Genomic DNA, 16,971 nt, shown 5'->3' on the forward strand with positions numbered 1-16,971 from the left:
TAACATGGCTTAATCAGCACATGCCTCGAGTGAGAAGAAAGGTTATCAATGGATGGACAAATGTTCAAGCTTCGAGCGGTGAGAAACTTGCGAATGTTGCGAGAATTGATTAGGATTAGACTATCTTTCATCCGGCGTCGTCTTCGACATGTGTTCCTATTCCAGTGTGGCCGACCTGGCCCGCCGCATGCGCATCGCTCCGGACACCCTGCTTGAGCGCTTGCGCGAAGCCGGCGTTCAGAAAGCTGATGCGCAGTCACCCGTGCTCGACGCCGATGTCGCGGCGCTGAGTGCGCTGTATCGCCAGTTGCTGGGACCGCGCGCGATCGAAATCGAAGCCGAGGTCGACGCCGCGCCGCCGCAGACGGCAGCCTTGCGGAGCCGCGTCATCCTGGTGGGCAATTTGGGGGCGGACCCCGAGACGCGTTACATGCCATCGGGCGACGCAGTCACCAACCTTCGGCTCGCCACCACCGATCGCTACCTGAAGTCCGTGCTGCGCGTCATGGAGGTGGGCCGTGTCACCCGGCAGGCGCGCGGTCATCTGCTGCTGGAAATGCTCCGGGGTTGCGTGCCGGCGAAGCTGGCATGGATCGGGCGTTTGATCCTGCGCACAAGTCTGCGCACCCTGAAGGCCAAGTCTGCTCGCGTACTGCGGCGCCAATCGCTGTTCAGGAGCTTTGCCGCGCAGCACCACCTGTCCTGCCACTGGGCGGATCAGAAAGCAGCCATTCATCCAGCCTTCGCGCCCCCGGCCGCCGTCATCTGATGGAGTTTGCTATGACACCGCAAGTTTTCTTTTCGACCGGCGCCGCGCGCGGCGTTCCCCTGGTGGAAAAATTGGTCCACGACATCGACGAGCAACTGGAACATGCCATCGACGCCGGCGAGCGCGCCCGCGTGATGGCGATCGTGCGCCAGTGCCTGACGGCCACGCTCGCCAGCCAGGCGCCTGCCGCGGTTGATCTCGAGGACCGGCTGACCGTGTCATACCTGAAGCCCTCGGAAGTCATCGACCGTGGTCTGGTGGCCATGTCGCAAGCGACGCTGTACCGTGCCGTGGAGGACGCACGCTTTTATTGCGTCACCCCGCGCGGCAAGGCCATTGGCAAATCATTCCCCGCGTGGCAGTTTGCGCCGCCGGTGCCTGAACTGCTGCCCACCGTCCTGCAGCAAATGCGATTGCTTCCGAGCAGTGAAATCCATGCGTTCTGGGTAACCCCGGTCGACGCGTTCGACGACCTGACCCCGGCCGAGTTGCTGGCTGGCAAGCCGTTCGAGACGCGCGCGACGCTGACTGCCGCGCAATCGGATCATCTCGCCCAGTCCGCCAACGAGCGGCAGGCGAGGGTGATCGCGCAGTTGGCCGGGCTGCCCTCGCGCAGTTCGGATCTGATTAGCTGATGACGACGCCAAACCTCGCAGCCCCTGAGCCTATTGCCGTAACCCTCCCTTCAACAGACCGTCTGCGCCAGGCGTTCGCCGGCGGCGCAGTCATCCTGCCCGCCGGCACGCAAGTGTTTCGCGCAGTCCGGCATCCGGCCGCAGTCATTCCGCCGTTCGTCGAGCGCACCTACCGGTTCGGCCCGCCGGCCAAGTTCGCCGGCCCGGACGGGCGTTTTGCCACCTACTGGATGTATGCAGCCCAGGATCTCACTACCGCGTTGTGGGAATCCGGATTCTGCACCAACGACATGATGCAGCCCGGCACCTTCTATATCCCGCCGGGCATTGCCGAAGGCGGTCTGATCGCGACCTTCACGCTCAAGGCTGACATCCAGGTCCTGGATCTCGATGGGACCGTGCTCAGCAAGCTGGGCATCTACGACCAGATCCACGGCGAGCATGCGTGGTGCCAGTGGTTCGGGTTGCGGATGCTGGAACTGCTTGCGGGATTCCGCGGCGACACCGCGCCAGTCGGATTTCGGTATCCGTCGCGCAAGCACAAGAGCCACCTGGCGCTGGCGGTCCAGTCCGCCTCACTGGAGACATGGCGCCGCCTGGTCGATGTTCAAGTGAAGCCGTTCGCCGGCATGCCGGAGTTCGCGGAGTTGCGCTCCGATTCGCTCTACGCGGAGCCGTTGGCGGGCGGATTTTCGCTGGACTGAAGCGGATTTCATTGCCTTGCCGACAACGTAGTATGGGCATTCCGCAGCTGGTAAGGCGAGGCGTGTAGAGCCCTCGGAGTTGTGGTGGCGTGGTGCTGACCGATGGCCGCGCGCCGGAGCGCGGCTGGTCCGGCAGGTAGCGCTCGGCAGCCCGCCGCGATGAGGCATCCTCGTACCAGGCGCGCATGGCAGCGAGGGCCGCGACATCTGAAAAGTGGAGGCTAGCTGCGCTGGGTTTCCAAAGGACTGTGCTTGCCCGAAATCCTTGATCTGGGATGAAGGTGGTAGCTACCGAGGCGTTGCGCGGCATTTCCGCACCCATCCGCTGGACGCCGGCGAGGACATCAGCGGCCGGGCCAAAGAAAAGCCGCTTCACGCGCCTATGGCCAACGAGCGGGTTGTGGGAGGGCTCGTGGATCGGCCGTTCCGCCGGAATAGAAGAAGATCCAGTCAGCGTAGCTCGCCTTCCCTTCGAAGGCTTGAAAGATTGTAGGGAAATTCGCGATTTTAATGGGAGAACGCATCGATGCACTATGGACCCCCAGGATGCCACCGCCGGGTGCCGCAACCAATATCCAATCGTCCTGCGATGTGAGGGGATCGACATAGATCTGTCGCAGATGCCGGCGCGGATTGGGATAGCGCGGATCCCTTACCAAGTCCTGCAGCGTCATGGGATAGCGTGGATGGCCGGCCGGCGTGGCCCGGTAATAGCTTTCGAACGCCGAGCGAAACTGTTCCCCGACAAACAGCAGTTCGTCTTCGGCCATGCGTCGCTGTGCGATGACCCCAAGGGTGAGCGCCGCAGCGGTGGCAACGCCAATGATCGCGACCAGAATCAGCAGACCGAGATAAGTGGACCCTGCGTTGCGCCAGCCTTGCACACTAGAAGTCCGCAAATGCGAACCCCTCGCTGGTCTGTCCTGGTGCAGTGCTCTTCAAGTCGTACACAGCGCCTTTCGTCGAGTCAGTCGGCGGTACCACGAGCCACGTGCTGCTGCTCTCAGTAAGCGGATCAACCGGCAAGGCCCTGAGGTAGCGCCGATCCACCAATTCCTGCAAGCTCTCCGGATACCGACTGGTATCCTCAAAAAACTGGTTGATAGTCTCGCGGGTAACACGCAGATTCTCCTTGAGAATCGTCTCTTTTGACTTGTCGACGCTATGAAAATAGCGCGGCAGCGACAAGGTCAGCAAGAAAGCAATGATGCTCAGCACGACCAGCAACTCGATGAGGGTAAAGCCTCCGGGCGGCTGACGGGATGGCATCTCATGCTTAACCTCGAGGTCTCGCTGACAGTTGGCACGGTGCGTCATGGTCGTGGCGCTACCAGCGTCGGTATGGAATGCCACTGAGACCGATCGCGGACGATTTTGAAAACACGTCATAGACATCCGCCCCCTCCTGAGGATCCGACGGTTCACTGGAATAGCTTCGCTTGCCCCACGTGTCGGCATCCGAAACACGGTAGTCGTTGTGCATTGGGTCGCGGGGAATGCGGCGGAGAAAGTAGATCTTTGCTTTTCGAGGATCGCGCGCGTCCTCGACCCCTTCGACTAGTATGTCGAGCGTCTCGGGGTAACCGGTCCTGTCGATTGCTCGGGCGATCCTCCCCGCGTCCGTTGCGTGTTTGTAGGCATCGATCGCAGTGCGGATCTCACGTAGCGCTCGCTTCAACTCCTGCTCTCGCTGGCGTTGCAGAGTCACCTCGGCCAGCGGCACGACCATTGTCGCCAGCAAGGCAGTAATGGCCAGCGTGACGAGCAGCTCAATTAGCGTAAAGCCTGACGAGGGGGGCTGAATGATCGTCGGCATCTTGCGCTCTCATGGCACTACGGTGATCGATTGTGGGGTTGGCACTGGTACATTCACAGACGTCCCGTTTTCGCCGATGGGTGCAATCGTCGTTACCTGTAGCTGAGTCGCATCCGCGGGCGCAGTCGCGCGCAGCGACAGCGTCAAAAGCGTACCGGGCGTCAACGTGCCCGCGCCCCCGCTTTGGTTCGGGGAGGTGCGCGTATTGGTTACGAAGATTTGACCAGCCTGCCGGTCCACGCGATGATTAAACGCGGTGGGGCTGCCGCCGTGTTTCAGCAGATCGCCCTCACTGACAGCGAGCACCTCAATCAGTTTGGGATCGAAGGCCAGCGCGTATGGAATGCTGGTCACGGGCAGTTGCGGCTGCATCCACAATTGTGCGGAAAATTGCTCGCCCACCTTGACTTGTGCCGGTGCCTGCCAGCGCAGCAGGCCCGAAGCTGCCCCGGCGCCCGGCGGGCTCTCTCCGCTCGCAGACGGCAGGACGCCATTCGAGCCAATGGCGCCTGCTGCCGCCCCCGGTCTGGAGGGTGGGCCAAGGGACGACGAAGTTACTGCATTCTGACCGCCTGGTGTGCCTGCATCGGGCGCGGAGCCAACGTCGGCCGCCGCTCTGGCTGAAAGGCCGCGCAGGCTCGACTCGGTGCCTGCATAGAACTCCAACAGGCTCAACTCGGGACGCGGCGTATTGCGAATGAGATGTGGGGTAATCGACAGGACGATCTCATTCTTCTTCACTTCGCTCAGCCTACTGGAGAACAGCCGACCGGCGAGGGGTATGTCGCCGAAGCCGGGGAGCTTATTGATCGTACGTCGATCTTCGTCGCTAATGAGGCCCGCCAGCACCTGATTCTCACCATCCTTGAGTCTTAGCACAGTCGAGGCGGTACGCGTGCCGATCTGGTAGGCCAGCGTTCCGGAAGTGGTCTTGATCTGGTTGGCAATGTTGCTGACCTCCAACGAGATCTTGATGGCGATCTCGTTGTCGATCGAGATGACGGGGGTAACGTCAAGCTTGAGGCCCACATCCAGGTATTGAACGTTCTCGGCAACGAAGCCTGTTGCCGTCGATGTCGAGGTGATGTTCGGCACCCTGTCGCCAATTAATATCTTGGCGGTTTCTCGGTTGCGTGCCCGGATGCGTGGATTGGCCAACAGATTGACATCCCCATCGACGCCCCGCGCATTGATATTCAGCGGAGAGATGGTGGCCGCGATCCCTCTTGAAGTGAGATGCAGCAGGTCATGGAGCGTGACACTACCGCCGGTCGTGGTTGGGAGCGGGGAGAGTGAGAGTTGCTCCGGGAACTTGATGCCGAGTTCCAGGAGGCGGTTGCGGTTTACCTCGAGTATCTCGACCTCCAGCATGACCTCGGGCTCCGGAAGATCATGTAGCGTCACCAATCTTTCCGCGAGGCGGATGGCATCGGACGTATCTCGCATGACCAGCATGTTCTGCTTCTTGTCAACGATGACGTCGCGGGTCTTGAGGATAGTCTTCAAAGTGTTGGCCACCTGCTCCGCGTCGGCACTGGCGAGAAAAAAGGATCGTACCGCTAGGGTCTGGTAGTCCTTCAGCTTCGCTGGCGTGTTGGGGTAGATCAGGATGGTGTTTCTGTCGAGCACCCGTTGCTCGAGTTGGTTGGTCAACAGAACGACATCGATCGCCTCCTTGATGGTCGTTCCCTTCAGGAACACTGTGGTCTTTTGGTCTCCGCGGACATCCTTGTCGAACACGAAATTGACTGAAGCAGTGCGCGAGAAGATCTCGAAGACCTGCTTGAGCATCGCGTCTTTGAAGTCAAGCGAGAGCGTTTTTTTCAGTGCTGCTGAAAGTTGCGTATCCACGGGCGGCTTTGCGCTGCGCTCCTCAAGTGCGCTCAATAGCCGCCGCGCCGTCGGATTGGCAGGATCCTCGGATAGGATTGCCCGGAGAATAGCGCGTCCAGAATCGTCCTCCTTTTTGCGAATTGCGTTCTCTGCCTCCTGCAAAAGCTTGGCGTGCCGAGACGTGCGCTCCAGCAACTGCAATCCCGACTTGGCGCGCGCATTTCCTGGCTCAACGGCCAATACGCGGCGGTAGGACGCTTCTGCATTCCGTTGATCGCCCCGAACATGTGCGGCGTCGGCTTGGGCGATCCAGTTAGCCACCGCCCGATCACGCAGCGCCAGGTAGACCGTGCGTAGCTCCGGATTGGTCGGCGTCTCGTCCAAGGCCGCCTTCAAACGCAGCAGACTTTCTTCCACCTTGCCTTGGCCGTAGAGTTGCTTTGCGTCCTGTATTGCCACCTGCGTGGCGCAGGCGCTGAACAGAGTGCACAGCACGAGAATGAAGATGGCGCGTCGACAAAATGGCATCAGGGTTATACGGATCTATTCGATTGTCAGGGTCTGTGACTCGTTGAGCGGGAGATACTTTAGTGTCATGGTTGGTGGACTGATCGTTTCCACCCGATAGGCTTCCCCAATCGGATCCGCCGACTTGACCACATACGTCTCGCTATCGCGGCCGAGAAAAACTATCCATATGCCTTGCTGCTGCTGTTTTCCCAGATAGACAAAAGGCAATGGTGGCGCGGTCGGTTTTGGGGCGGGCGGTGGTAGGGGAGGCGGCGGGACCCAAGTCTGGCTGGCGAAGATCTCGTCACCAGCGCTGGGAGGCCCTTTGTCGGAAGGCGAACCCCGTGGGCGTAACGCCAGGATGGCAGGCGCTTGCTCACCGGCGAGCCCGCCCGGAGGCGATTGGGCCGGTCTGCTCTCGGCAATAGGCGTTGCGCCCTTGCTGGAGCGACCTCGATCGACTGCCGTGGCCACACCATTCACCGATGTGCGATCGCCAAATGCCGCAATGGCGCCGGCACTCAGCAAGCCAACCGAGAGAATGGCGTGCCGGCGCTTCATATCTCGGGTATCTCTCGTGGTACCGCTATCGGCGTCGAGGCCTTCGACCCATCCTTCCCCCCCGTCAGAAAGAGGGTGAATTGAAGTTTCGCGTCAACGGTCGCCTCACCAATTGCACCCCGCTTGAAGTGGACTTCATCCAGGGACACAAACGGGATTGCCGTTAGCGTCTCCTCACAGAATCGTCGGATCGCCACATAAGAGCCGCGAACGGGCAATATGACTTTGTACGTGTAAAACTGGCCCGATCGATCAAATCCCGCGCGATACTCAGCTTGTCGCAGCAAGAGCCCGGCCTCGCGGGCCGTTCGGAATAGTACGCTGACTTGGCTTTCCACCGAGCCATATTGACCCAGTGAAGCATAGAACTTGGTGAGACCCTGTGCAGTCGTAGCTTGCCGCGTCTGGGGCCGGTTAGGCGGCGCGGCAAGAGCTGCAGTAGCCTCCGCGAGCCGCCGTTGCGCCTTGAGTACGATCGCTCGCTCAGCCGGCAAACCTAAGGCGATCAGCACTAATCCGCAAACGAACAGGGCGCAAGCGGCAGGTAGTGACCAGCCAACGTGCATCAGCCAAAGATAGCATCGCAATGCGATCACTTTCATTGGCCCGCCTCGCTCCAGTAGGCCTCAAACTGGAATCGAAAGGGCTTCATCGGATCCTGCTCATTGATCTCATGCCGGGTCAGCTGCGCATTGTCGAATCCGCCTTGGGTCTTCAGCTGGGTGATATACGCCAACATCCCGTCCGCAGTCGGCGCTTCCGCCGTTCCTTTGAGGGAGGCCCGCTTGGCATCGGGCTCGAGTGCGAGCAGGGCGATCTCCTTCGGCGTGGCTTCCTCTATATTCCGCAGCAGCCGCTGCCAAGGCAGGTTAAGTTGACGAACGGCACCGTTCACGGCCACGATTTGCTCGGCCTTGATCGCAGTTGCAGACAACGTGTCGGCCGGCCGCTGGCGCGCGGCGAGGCGCCGGTCAATGTGATTCAATTCGTTTTGCATCTCACCGACTTGCGTCATGAGTCGCACACACTGTACCCCTGCGAGAATCGTGAGCGCCACCCCGCAGCCCCCCAGCACCAATGCACTCGCGGTCAGCCTCGCACGAATCGGGGATGCCGGCCTCAGGTCAATCTCAGGCCATAAGGGACGGGGGGACCAGAATATGCTCCCTGGCTGCGCATTCACATGCTGGAACGATAGGTTGGGATGAGAATTCGCGAAGAGCTCGGCGGGGATGTCACCGAGACCCGTTGTGAGATCGGGGAGCGGCCGGTCGAGCCGCATGCTTTCGCGGGCCATCGCCGCATGCAGTTTGTCCCAGGACTGCCACGCTTCTTCCGGCCACGTCAGTGTCCTAACCGCTTCAACCCCATTCCTCGTAAGCACGACCAAGGTGACCCGCGTGCCGCATTTGGATAGCAGCCAGTTCGTCGACGGTGAGTGCAATGCCTGAATGGGATTCCAGCACTCCAAGGCGGCGGGCGTAATTCGCGCGAGACGGAGTTTTCGCGCGTTGGCAAACTGGGCGAGCACTGCGAGCATCGTTCGCGGCACGGCGCAGGCGAGAAATGGTCTATCCACTTCCCACGCCGCGGCAATATGCCAGTTGCTGGCTGGCGAGCCATATAGTGTTTCCAGCCGGAGCAATGCGGAGGATCGCAGATCATCGAACCTGGCCGCGTTAGTGGGTGGCGTTACCAAGTAGAGGCGTACCAGGGGATCGGCAAGCACAATGGAAAGGGAGGCGCCACGCGGTAGGGCCTCGCTTGGCAAAGCTTCAAGGGCCGATTGCAGTGCCTCCGTGGGTTCCCCCGGCGGTAGGACGACGGTCTGCTCCGACTGCCACGCTGAGCTGTACCACCGTGACGCCGCAGACAGCGTGACTGCCGTTTGGGAAACGACGAGGCGGAGTCGCTTAGGCATGAAGCGTGACACGCTTAACTTCCTCCAATGTCGTTACACCCGCTCTTACCAAATCGAGTGCGGCCTCGCGCAGGCTTCGGGTGCCCGTTCTTCGGGCAGCCTCCTTGATCTTGCGGATCGGCGCCTTTTCCACTACCAGCTCCCGCAATTCATCCTCCAGGATGAGGATTTCCGCTATCGACCTGCGGCCGTGGTAGCCCGTTCCGCGGCAGTCTCCACAACCACGGCCAGCACGGAACGCAAATCCCTGCGATTCGCCAGGATCGATGCCCAAGCTGAGTAGTTGCTCCTCGGCTGGACGGATGCCCTCGGCGCAGCGCGGACAATTGATCCGGATCAGGCGCTGTGCCCAAATCCCATTCAACGCGGAAACAAATGCATAGGGATCGACCCCCATATGAGTGAATCGGCCGAACACATCAAACACATTATTCGCGTGGACTGTGGTGAGGACGAGGTGGCCGGTCAGTGCAGATTGCACTGCAATCTCGGCAGTCTCCCTGTCTCGAATCTCTCCCACCATGATCTTGTCAGGATCATGCCGCAGAATTGACCGTAGCCCCTTGGCAAAGGTGAGTCCCTTCTTGTCGTTCACCGGGATCTGCAGTACCCCAGGCAGCTGATATTCGACCGGATCCTCGATCGTGATGATCTTATCTCTGCCATTGTGAATTTCCGAAATCGCGGCGTACAGTGTCGTCGTCTTACCTGACCCGGTCGGCCCGGTAACCAGAAGCATGCCGTAGGGCTCTTCGGCCAGCTGTCTCAATGCAACCAACGACTTGGCGTCAAAGCCGAGCGCCTCCAGCGTCAGCGTGCCATGCGCCTCGATCATGGCTCGTTTGTCGAGTATGCGGATCACCGCATCTTCGCCATGAATGCTTGGCATGATTGACACCCGAAGGTCGATTTCTCGCCCGCGGGATTCCACGCGGAAGCTGCCATCTTGCGGAGTCCGCCGTTCAGCGATGTCGAGCTCGGCCAAGACTTTCAGTCGGGAAATGACCTGCTCTGCCAGCTCTGCACCGGAAAGTGAGGTGGCATGGTCGAGTACGCCATCGATCCGATATTTGACCGCCAGACCGGTCGGTGTACTTTCGAGGTGGATATCGGATGCCCCTGCACGCAATGCATCGTAGAGAGTCGAGTTGACAATTCGCACGACCGGACTGGCCGAAGCATTCAGCGATGCGAAGGACAACACCTCCGTCACGCGTGTCGGGCGCGGTCCCGAATCGTTCGTCGCTAACAGACCGTCTACCGCGCGTACCGATTCCTCCTGCTGGGCAAGGTACGCCTCGATGTCCGCCTGCAGCGCGAGGCGATAAGCGACGGGCTGACCAGCTTGGGCTTCCAACCAGGTTTGCAGGTCAATATCCTGGGGATCCGTCATTACCGCCAAGGTTTCGCCGTCAAGACCCTTCAGTAGCAGCGCGCAGAGCTGCATGGCCTTCGTCAGGGGCACGCAATCGAAGGCCGGAGTGAGTCGCGCCATCTCGGCGGATTCGATGCTTGGCATATGGAACTGGGCAGCGACCATTTCCAGGGCGCTGCGAGGACCCAGGTTAGAGATGGCCTCGAGTTCTTGAGCGATTGAGCGACCCGATCGCCGTGCTGCGGTCCGAGCTGCCTCAAAGGCATCCATTTGCGGTACTCCCTCGTTGGAGGTGCTGCCACTCACTGAAGGCTCCCGGCGAGGTCGAAGATCGGCATGTAAAGGAGTACGACGATGAAGCCAACAATCAGCCCGATGGCCGCCATCAGTATCGGCTCGAATGTACGGGTGAAGCGTTCAATGAACCGCGAGATGTCCCCGTCATAAAATTCAGCAGCTTGTGTCAGCATGGCGCCAAGCTGGCCGGATTGTTCGCCGACCCGCAGCATGCGTAGTGAAATGGTTGTGGTAAGGCCGTTCACTTCAAATGCCAGGGAAAGCGGTCTGCCACTGCGTATCTGCTGCTCGGCCGCTAATAGCCTGTCGCGTGTCGCAGCCGAGACTGTCGCGCAGGCGGTCATGAGCGCGTTCGTTGCAGGGATACCGCCTTCAAGCAGCATTCCTAATGTGGTATAGAGCCGCGAGAGTTCGTAGAGATGAATCTGATGGCCCACCATTGGCAAGCGCGAAGCGAGGTGAACGACCCCGCCCTTGCGCAGCAATCGACGCACCCAGATGGCACTGAGCGCGGCGCTTGCCACAACGACCGTGGCGAACTCCGAAGCATGCTTCGCGGCGAGTTGGCCCCACATGATCATCATTTGTGACAACCACGGCAGATCGCGACCTGTATCCTGATAGACCAACGCGAAGCGCGGCACCACGTAGCAAACGAGGAAAACCGTTACAGCCCCGCCAACCGTCATCAGGATGATGGGGTAGATCGAGGCACTGACGATCTTGCCGCGAATGCCGTCAATGCGCTTCTGGTACTCCACGAACCGGGCGAGCGACAGCGGGAGATCGCTGGTCCCCTCGGCCGCTTGCATCAACCCGACATACAGCGGTGGGAAGTACCCGCCTTGCTCAGCCAGAGCCACGGAGAAGCGCCGCCCCTCCCGCAACGCGGCAAGCAGCCGATCCAGAATGTCGCAGACCTCAGATGCGCTCTCTTTCTCCCGTAGAGCTTCAATTGCCTCGAACAGACTCAATCCCGCCTTGATCAGTGCAAGCATCTCCTGACTGAAAAGCAGCAATGAAAATCGTCTCTGGCGCAACGATACGGAGGCAGTCTTCAGCACTATTGGCCGTACCGAGATGGGTTGCAGTGCCCGGCTCTCGGCTTGCCTGCGCGCATCTTGTTCATCAATGGCGTCGATCGTGACGATCGTGATGGCGTTTACAGCCGAGAGAGTCCTGACTTCGTACTGCATGGCGCGTCACCTTCTCGGGCTATTGACTGACAATGTCGGCATTTTCCCCAGCTCCACCGGGTTGACTGTCTTTACCGAGGGACAGAATTTCGAAGTCGCTCCTGGCACCGGGTGACCGGTAGCTATAGGGATGTCCCCAGGGGTCCAGCGGGACATCCTTCTTCAAATAGGGGCCGTTCCATCGCGTCACGCCGCCGGGCCGGGTCAATAGCGCGGCAAGACCTTCCTCGGAACTTGGGTACCGTCCGACATCCAGACGAAAGCTGTCGAGCGCTCGCTCGAAGGCTTCGATTTGACTGCGTGCAACCGTCGCCTCCGACTTTCCGATTTGCGAGAAATATTTCGGACCGACGTATGAAGCGAGCAGGCCGATGATGACAACGACAACCAAAAGTTCAAGAAGTGTGAAGCCACCGCAAGCCATATTCCTGTGCCGCCAGTGGCCTGCGAGTCCGGGGAGCGTTTCTGCGGGTGTCCTTGCGCAGCGCATCTCATTCTCCTCCTTCGCGACGATAGAAGGCATAGCGAGCCAGTACTGTTGGGACGTAGTCCATCGTCTCGCGATAGGGCGGGATCCGTTTGCCACTTCTGACGACACTTTGTGCTCCTGCGTTGTATGCAGCCAGAGCGAGGGCAAGGTTTCCGTTGTACTGGATGATCAGCGCCTTGAGGTGCCGGACACCGGCTTCAATGTTCTGGGGGGGATCGAAGGGGGCCGTGATGCCGTACTGCCGGGCCGTGGCGGGCATCAACTGCATCAGGCCCATTGCGCCCTTAGGGGATTGCACTGTCGGCCGAAAGCGCGACTCCACCTCGATGACGGCCTTGATCAGAGCCGGATCGACGGTATGTCGTGCGCTAATGGCGTTGATGATCGGCGCCAACTCCTCGAGCCGCGCCGTCGAGCCGGTTTCGGTCGCAGCGGGATCTCGGTTCTTCGCGCCACTGCGATCTCGCAGAAGCGGTATCTGGCTACGACTGAACGGTGTGGTCGAGTATGATGGTGTTCCGTCCGAGGCGTAACGAACAAAGATGTCAGCCTGGCAGGGCAAAGCGAGGCCGAGCGCGCACGCAACAAACCATCGGATCAGCATCACGCCGGTCATGACCCGCTCCCCTTAGACTTTCGATTCTGTGTCGATTAGTCATGCGTTTGATACGGCTCTTATCTTTCGAAACATACTCGATATCAATTCTTTGTCCAGATTTATTTGGTGGGGTGTCGCTGGCCAGTGCGTCCCAGTCTGTACACCTCGGAGCGGGCTATCCACCGATTGCGGACGCGTTCGATGGCTTCCTGGGAGGCCCTTGAGCTGAAGTCGCTTAGCTGCCTTCTGGCGACGCGATGGCTTGCGCATTGCTGCTGGTAAGGCTCCGAAGAAATTCGGCGAGATCACTCTTCTCGTCGGGCGTCAGGATCAAGGGACGACCATTCAGGACGGTTCGATAGTAGATTTCTTGGTCCACAGCCTCTTCCAGCGTCGCCACACTCCCATCGTGCATGTATGGCGCGGTGAGTGCGACATTGCGAAGGCTAGGGGTGCGGAATTGGCCGATGTCTACAGGGTTAAGTGTGATGAAGAACCGGCCCAACTCGGAGATATCCTCCTCGCTGAGGGCCGTTGCATCGATGGAACGCTCCCCCGTTCGCGCCGCTACGGCTGCTTTGCTGACAGTTGCGAGTCGGCTTTCGATGCGACCTAAGCCGATATGCAAGCTGTGAAATTGGTGGTCGGTGAACGATGAACCGGCGCTGCCGATATGGTGGCAGCTTACACATTGGGCCCTGCCCATAAACAGCGCCAGACCGCGACGAGCGGCGGACGAAATCGCAGTTTGCTCACCGGCGTAATAGTAGCGATCAAATGCAGAATTTCCGCGCGCTATCGAACGTTCGTAGCTGGCGATCGCTTTGGCAATGTGCCGCTCGTCAATTGAATCGATGTGCACGTCGAATGCATCCTGAAACAGGCTGGCGTAGTCTTGGTTGTGCCGTATTGCTTGCAGAAGCTGGCCATAGCTCGTGAGTCCATGCTCCCTCGGGTTAACAAACGGGTCCAGTGCTTGGGATTCGAGCGAGGAACGCCGGCCATCCCAAAACTGACTGTCCATGAGGCTCGCGTTCAAAAGGCTGGGCGCGTTACGCGTGCCAGTCCGATCGCCGACTCCTTTCGACTTTGGCAGCCCATCACTGAATGCACGATCGGGCTGGTGACAACTTGCGCAACTGACCGAGCCGTCCGCGCTGAGGCGTTTGTCGAAGAACAGCTTCTTGCCGAGTTCGGATTTAGCACCGGTCAGGGGGTTGTCAATGGGTGCGGTTATTGGCGGTAAGCCGAGGCGATCAATGTCTTGATCCCCAAAGGTAGTTGTGGTGAACATGAGCCCACAGACGATTCCGATTTTCTTGAAGACTGCGGCGTTCATTTGGCTAGTCGCGTCGTAATCTGGATTTTGGATAGCTCTACGTGTAAAGGATTCAAGTTCCAATGATTAGTACAGAGGCAAGTCTTTGGCAAAGGAAATTTAGTGGGGTATGGCTCAATAGGTTTCGCGTAGCGTGCCATACCAAAGTAGGGAGCTCGCGATCATTCTTGTGTGGCAATTGCTGGTCTGCTATACACAACGAACACGTGTGACCACCGAGCAACAATATCAAGAACGGGGAGGTGAGGTGGGGGTCAGAACTAATCCACTCGACTGGCAGAAATACTTCTGTCACGTGCGAACTGGCGCGGTGACGCGTTCTTCATCGTAGCCATTCTAGATTCCCGCTTCTCGTACAACCACGCCCGGGCCGGTGAGGCCGGCCCGCGCTTGCCTATTAGGGAACCGCATGAGCGATCGAATGATGGCTGCGTTCGGACGTTGTCTTGGTCGCTGGCGGCGTCTCGTGTCCGTCGCGGCAACTGGATGGACGCTGGCGGCGACCTCACCCGTATTGGCGACGGTCTATAACTTCGCCTATGACGAATTGGGTCGCTTGTCGGGCGTGGTCGATGAGGCCAGCAACACGGCTACGTACGCCTACGACGCAGCAGGGAACATTATCGCGATAGGGCGAGGCAGCGGCGCGGTTTCCTTGATGAGCTTCTCCCCGCGCAGTGGGCCGTCTGGCACTACTGTCACGATTTCGGGCGCCGGCTTCGCCGCAACGGCCAGCCAGAACGCGGTCCAGTTCAACGGCGTGGCGGCTGCAATCAGTTCCGCAACAACGACGCAATTGGTGGTTCAGGTGCCAGCCGGAGCCACGACAGGTCCCATTTCGGTAATGTCTCCTAACGGCAGCGCAACGAGCGCGGCCTCGTTCACGATTACGCAGAGCGCCGCGCCGAGCATCAGTGGGTTCTCACCCACGATCGGGACACCTGGGGAAGCGGTAACCGTTAGTGGCGCCAACTTCCAAACAACATCCAATTGGAACAACCTTACATTCAATACGCGCCCGGCCAGCGTCAGCGCAGCAACGGCAACGACACTGACTTCCGCCGTACCAGCGGCATCCACCTCCGGCCGTCTGACGGTGACTACGCCGTATGGTCAAGCGACAAGTACGCAGGATTTTCTTGTGCCACCTGGCACCCATACTGCTGCGGATGTGGACGTCACAGGCCGAATGGCCATTGGGGCGAGTCAGACTGTGACGATGTCGACTGCGAACAAGGTTGGTTTGATCCTGTTTGATGGCACGGCCGGCCAGCGGGTTAGTATCGGCACCACGAGTTCGAGCTTCGGCTCTTGCCAAAATGGCCGCCTCCAACTCCTGAATCTCGATGGGTCGTCGGCAGGAACAACAAGCCTGTGCAACAACGAACTATTGGGGGCGGTCACTCTTCCTAAGACAGCCACATATTCCATCGTCGTGAGCCCGATGTCTGGTGATACAGGGAGTGTCACATTTTCGCTCTACAACGTACCTCCGGACGCGACAGGTACGATATCTGCCAGCGGTTCGGCGGTCACGTTGACGACTACCACGCCAGGGCAGAACGGCAGTCTGACCTTTAGCGGTGCTGCGGGACAGCGGATCAGCCTGACAACGAGTCAGAACACCATCGGCTGCTATTACCTTGGAATATTGAATCCCGACGGATCATCCCTCTTCTCCCCTTATCTCGCTTGCAATTCGTTTTTTGTCGAGCCACTTATATTGCCGGCGACCGGAACGTACACCATCACACTCGGCCATTATGGAAAAGCTGTGGGTAGTCTCAAATTCAATCTGTACAACGTGCCTCCGGATGTTACAGGCACAATCACAGCAGGTGGCCCTCCTGTCACGCTGACTACTACGGTGCCCGGGCAGGACGGAAGCCTGATTTTCAGCGGCACCGGAGGGCAACGTATCAGCTTGGTCACCAGTCAGAACGGCATAGGTTACTATTATCTTTCAATCTTGAATCCGGATGGAACGGTCCTCTATCCGTCGTACGGTGCCTGGGGCGGGCTATTTGTGGAGCCGCTCAGTCTGCCGGTAACCGGCACCTATACCATTGTGATGAAACATTGGGGAAGTGGCACGGGGAGTCTCACCTTTTCCCTTTACAACGTGCCCGCGAACGCGGCGGGAACGATCACGATAGGGGGGGCGCCGGTTACTTTGACCACGACGGCTCCCGGACAGGACGGTTCCTTGACGTTCAGCGTATCCTCGGGGCAGAACGTGACCCTGACAACGAGCCAAAACACCATCGGTTGGCACTATTTGGCGGTTTTGAAGCCCGACGGAACGACGCTTTATCCCTACACAGGTTACGCGAGCAATGCATCCGTCGGGCCGCTCACATTGTCAATGACCGGCACCTACACCATCATGCTTCGGCATTGGGGTACCGGAACGGGCAGCCTGACCTTCACACTCAGTCCCTGACACGGAGGAGCGATGTCCTCGATTCTGTTACCGAGGCGTCGTGCGACGGGCTACCTATGGGTTGTACTGTTGCGTTTCATACGCCAGTCAATCGGCGTTCTACTGCTATGGTGCGTTGGGGATTGGGCAGATGGTCGCGGCGGTACACACAACGGCCGGGTCTTGTGCCCTCGGAAGATCCGCGGGCGCGTCGTCAAGCGCGGTGGCGGGGGTCAAGTCCACACGCGGCGGGCAACGCCAGCACCGGCAGTGGCACGCGGTTCGATGCTCTGTTCTATGGTTGGGGATCGGCGGGCTGGACCGATGTGCTCACGCTGCCGGCCACAGGCACCTACACCATTTCTGTCAATCCAGCTGGGACGGACACTGGGAGCATGGGGTTCAAGCTTATCAGCGTCCCACCGGACCAGGTGGGCTCGATCACCGTGGGAGGAGCGAGCCGGTTGGATCTACAAGCCTGACGCGGCGGGCAACGCCAGCACCA

General features: G+C 59.6%; 15 protein-coding genes and 1 pseudogene. 4 read left to right on the forward strand and 12 right to left on the reverse strand.

Annotated features, from left to right (window positions below; translation table 11 throughout):
* Window positions 1-373: 373 nt before the first annotated feature.
* The 3 genes and pseudogenes from ACOCMH_RS14240 to ACOCMH_RS14250 form a co-directional block, all read left to right on the forward strand.
* A pseudogene (locus ACOCMH_RS14240) lies at window positions 374-476 on the forward strand (single-stranded DNA-binding protein); the annotation flags it as partial.
* 304 nt (window positions 477-780) lie between these two features.
* The gene (locus ACOCMH_RS14245; RefSeq protein WP_427308961.1) at window positions 781-1,404 is read left to right on the forward strand and encodes a hypothetical protein; all 624 of its coding nucleotides are present in this window, start codon (window positions 781-783) and stop codon (window positions 1,402-1,404) included.
* Entirely contained in the window at window positions 1,404-2,108 is a 705-nt protein-coding gene (locus tag ACOCMH_RS14250; RefSeq protein ID WP_427308962.1) for an RES family NAD+ phosphorylase, read from the forward strand. Before ACOCMH_RS14245 ends, ACOCMH_RS14250 begins: the two co-directional genes overlap by 1 nt.
* A 380-nt stretch (window positions 2,109-2,488) precedes the next feature.
* On the opposite strand, the gene ACOCMH_RS14255 is transcribed toward ACOCMH_RS14250, so the two are convergent.
* The 12 genes from ACOCMH_RS14255 to ACOCMH_RS14310 form a co-directional block, all read right to left on the reverse strand.
* On the reverse strand, window positions 2,489-2,992 hold the full coding sequence (locus ACOCMH_RS14255; RefSeq protein ID WP_427308964.1) for a type II secretion system protein: 504 nt from the start codon (window positions 2,990-2,992) through the stop codon (window positions 2,489-2,491).
* Between the two features lies 1 nt (window position 2,993).
* On the reverse strand, window positions 2,994-3,377 hold the full coding sequence (locus tag ACOCMH_RS14260; protein WP_427308965.1) for a type II secretion system protein: 384 nt from the start codon (window positions 3,375-3,377) through the stop codon (window positions 2,994-2,996).
* Window positions 3,378-3,435: 58 nt separating this feature from the next.
* The gene (locus ACOCMH_RS14265) at window positions 3,436-3,924 is read right to left on the reverse strand and encodes a prepilin-type N-terminal cleavage/methylation domain-containing protein (RefSeq protein ID WP_427308967.1); all 489 of its coding nucleotides are present in this window, start codon (window positions 3,922-3,924) and stop codon (window positions 3,436-3,438) included.
* 9 nt (window positions 3,925-3,933) lie between these two features.
* Complete coding sequence (locus tag ACOCMH_RS14270; RefSeq protein WP_427308968.1) at window positions 3,934-6,285, reverse strand: secretin N-terminal domain-containing protein; 2,352 nt, start codon at window positions 6,283-6,285, stop codon at window positions 3,934-3,936.
* A gap of 15 nt (window positions 6,286-6,300) precedes the next feature.
* Window positions 6,301-6,828, reverse strand: coding sequence for a hypothetical protein (locus ACOCMH_RS14275; RefSeq protein WP_427308969.1), 528 nt, complete (start codon window positions 6,826-6,828; stop codon window positions 6,301-6,303).
* Window positions 6,825-7,430 carry a hypothetical protein gene (locus ACOCMH_RS14280; RefSeq protein ID WP_427308971.1) on the reverse strand — a complete coding sequence of 202 codons (606 nt, stop codon included), beginning with the start codon at window positions 7,428-7,430 and terminating at the stop codon, window positions 6,825-6,827. The genes ACOCMH_RS14275 and ACOCMH_RS14280 overlap by 4 nt, the downstream gene beginning before the upstream one ends.
* Window positions 7,427-8,368 (reverse strand): hypothetical protein, encoded by a 942-nt coding sequence (locus ACOCMH_RS14285; RefSeq protein WP_427308972.1) that lies wholly within the window; start codon window positions 8,366-8,368, stop codon window positions 7,427-7,429. Before ACOCMH_RS14285 ends, ACOCMH_RS14280 begins: the two co-directional genes overlap by 4 nt.
* A gap of 373 nt (window positions 8,369-8,741) precedes the next feature.
* Window positions 8,742-10,394, reverse strand: coding sequence for a GspE/PulE family protein (locus ACOCMH_RS14290; RefSeq protein ID WP_427308974.1), 1,653 nt, complete (start codon window positions 10,392-10,394; stop codon window positions 8,742-8,744).
* Between the two features lie 32 nt (window positions 10,395-10,426).
* Window positions 10,427-11,617: a type II secretion system F family protein gene (locus ACOCMH_RS14295; protein ID WP_427308975.1), complete on the reverse strand. Its 1,191-nt coding sequence runs from the start codon at window positions 11,615-11,617 to the stop codon at window positions 10,427-10,429.
* A gap of 19 nt (window positions 11,618-11,636) precedes the next feature.
* Window positions 11,637-12,041 (reverse strand): type II secretion system major pseudopilin GspG, encoded by a 405-nt coding sequence (gene gspG / locus ACOCMH_RS14300; RefSeq protein WP_427309227.1) that lies wholly within the window; start codon window positions 12,039-12,041, stop codon window positions 11,637-11,639.
* 67 nt (window positions 12,042-12,108) lie between these two features.
* A complete protein-coding gene (locus ACOCMH_RS14305) occupies window positions 12,109-12,723 on the reverse strand; it encodes a lytic transglycosylase domain-containing protein (RefSeq protein WP_427308976.1) in 615 nt (204 codons plus the stop codon).
* Between the two features lie 217 nt (window positions 12,724-12,940).
* Window positions 12,941-14,044, reverse strand: coding sequence for a cytochrome-c peroxidase (locus tag ACOCMH_RS14310; RefSeq protein ID WP_427308978.1), 1,104 nt, complete (start codon window positions 14,042-14,044; stop codon window positions 12,941-12,943).
* Between the two features lie 409 nt (window positions 14,045-14,453).
* Here ACOCMH_RS14310 and ACOCMH_RS14315 point away from each other — a divergent pair, with 409 nt between their 5' ends.
* Window positions 14,454-16,487 (forward strand): IPT/TIG domain-containing protein, encoded by a 2,034-nt coding sequence (locus tag ACOCMH_RS14315; RefSeq protein ID WP_427308979.1) that lies wholly within the window; start codon window positions 14,454-14,456, stop codon window positions 16,485-16,487.
* Window positions 16,488-16,971: the final 484 nt, after the last annotated feature.

Source organism: Cupriavidus sp. H39 (assembly GCF_050271075.1).
In the GTDB taxonomy this organism is placed as follows: Bacteria; Pseudomonadota; Gammaproteobacteria; order Burkholderiales; family Burkholderiaceae; genus Cupriavidus; species Cupriavidus necator_B.

Excerpts from the sequence above, each read along its gene's own strand:
- ACOCMH_RS14245 (WP_427308961.1), top strand. The coding sequence starts at position 781 with ATGACACCGCAAGTTTTCTTTTCGACCGGCGCCGCGCGCGGCGTTCCC.
- ACOCMH_RS14250 (WP_427308962.1), top strand. The coding sequence starts at position 1,404 with ATGACGACGCCAAACCTCGCAGCCCCTGAGCCTATTGCCGTAACCCTC.
- ACOCMH_RS14260 (WP_427308965.1), bottom strand. The coding sequence starts at position 3,377 with ATGCCATCCCGTCAGCCGCCCGGAGGCTTTACCCTCATCGAGTTGCTG.
- ACOCMH_RS14265 (WP_427308967.1), bottom strand. The coding sequence starts at position 3,924 with ATGCCGACGATCATTCAGCCCCCCTCGTCAGGCTTTACGCTAATTGAG.
- ACOCMH_RS14270 (WP_427308968.1), bottom strand. The coding sequence starts at position 6,285 with ATGCCATTTTGTCGACGCGCCATCTTCATTCTCGTGCTGTGCACTCTG.
- ACOCMH_RS14275 (WP_427308969.1), bottom strand. The coding sequence starts at position 6,828 with ATGAAGCGCCGGCACGCCATTCTCTCGGTTGGCTTGCTGAGTGCCGGC.
- ACOCMH_RS14280 (WP_427308971.1), bottom strand. The coding sequence starts at position 7,430 with ATGAAAGTGATCGCATTGCGATGCTATCTTTGGCTGATGCACGTTGGC.
- ACOCMH_RS14285 (WP_427308972.1), bottom strand. The coding sequence starts at position 8,368 with ATGCTCGCAGTGCTCGCCCAGTTTGCCAACGCGCGAAAACTCCGTCTC.
- ACOCMH_RS14290 (WP_427308974.1), bottom strand. The coding sequence starts at position 10,394 with ATGGATGCCTTTGAGGCAGCTCGGACCGCAGCACGGCGATCGGGTCGC.
- ACOCMH_RS14295 (WP_427308975.1), bottom strand. The coding sequence starts at position 11,617 with ATGCAGTACGAAGTCAGGACTCTCTCGGCTGTAAACGCCATCACGATC.
- gspG (WP_427309227.1), bottom strand. The coding sequence starts at position 12,041 with ATGGCTTGCGGTGGCTTCACACTTCTTGAACTTTTGGTTGTCGTTGTC.
- ACOCMH_RS14305 (WP_427308976.1), bottom strand. The coding sequence starts at position 12,723 with ATGACCGGCGTGATGCTGATCCGATGGTTTGTTGCGTGCGCGCTCGGC.
- ACOCMH_RS14310 (WP_427308978.1), bottom strand. The coding sequence starts at position 14,044 with ATGAACGCCGCAGTCTTCAAGAAAATCGGAATCGTCTGTGGGCTCATG.
- ACOCMH_RS14315 (WP_427308979.1), top strand. The coding sequence starts at position 14,454 with ATGAGCGATCGAATGATGGCTGCGTTCGGACGTTGTCTTGGTCGCTGG.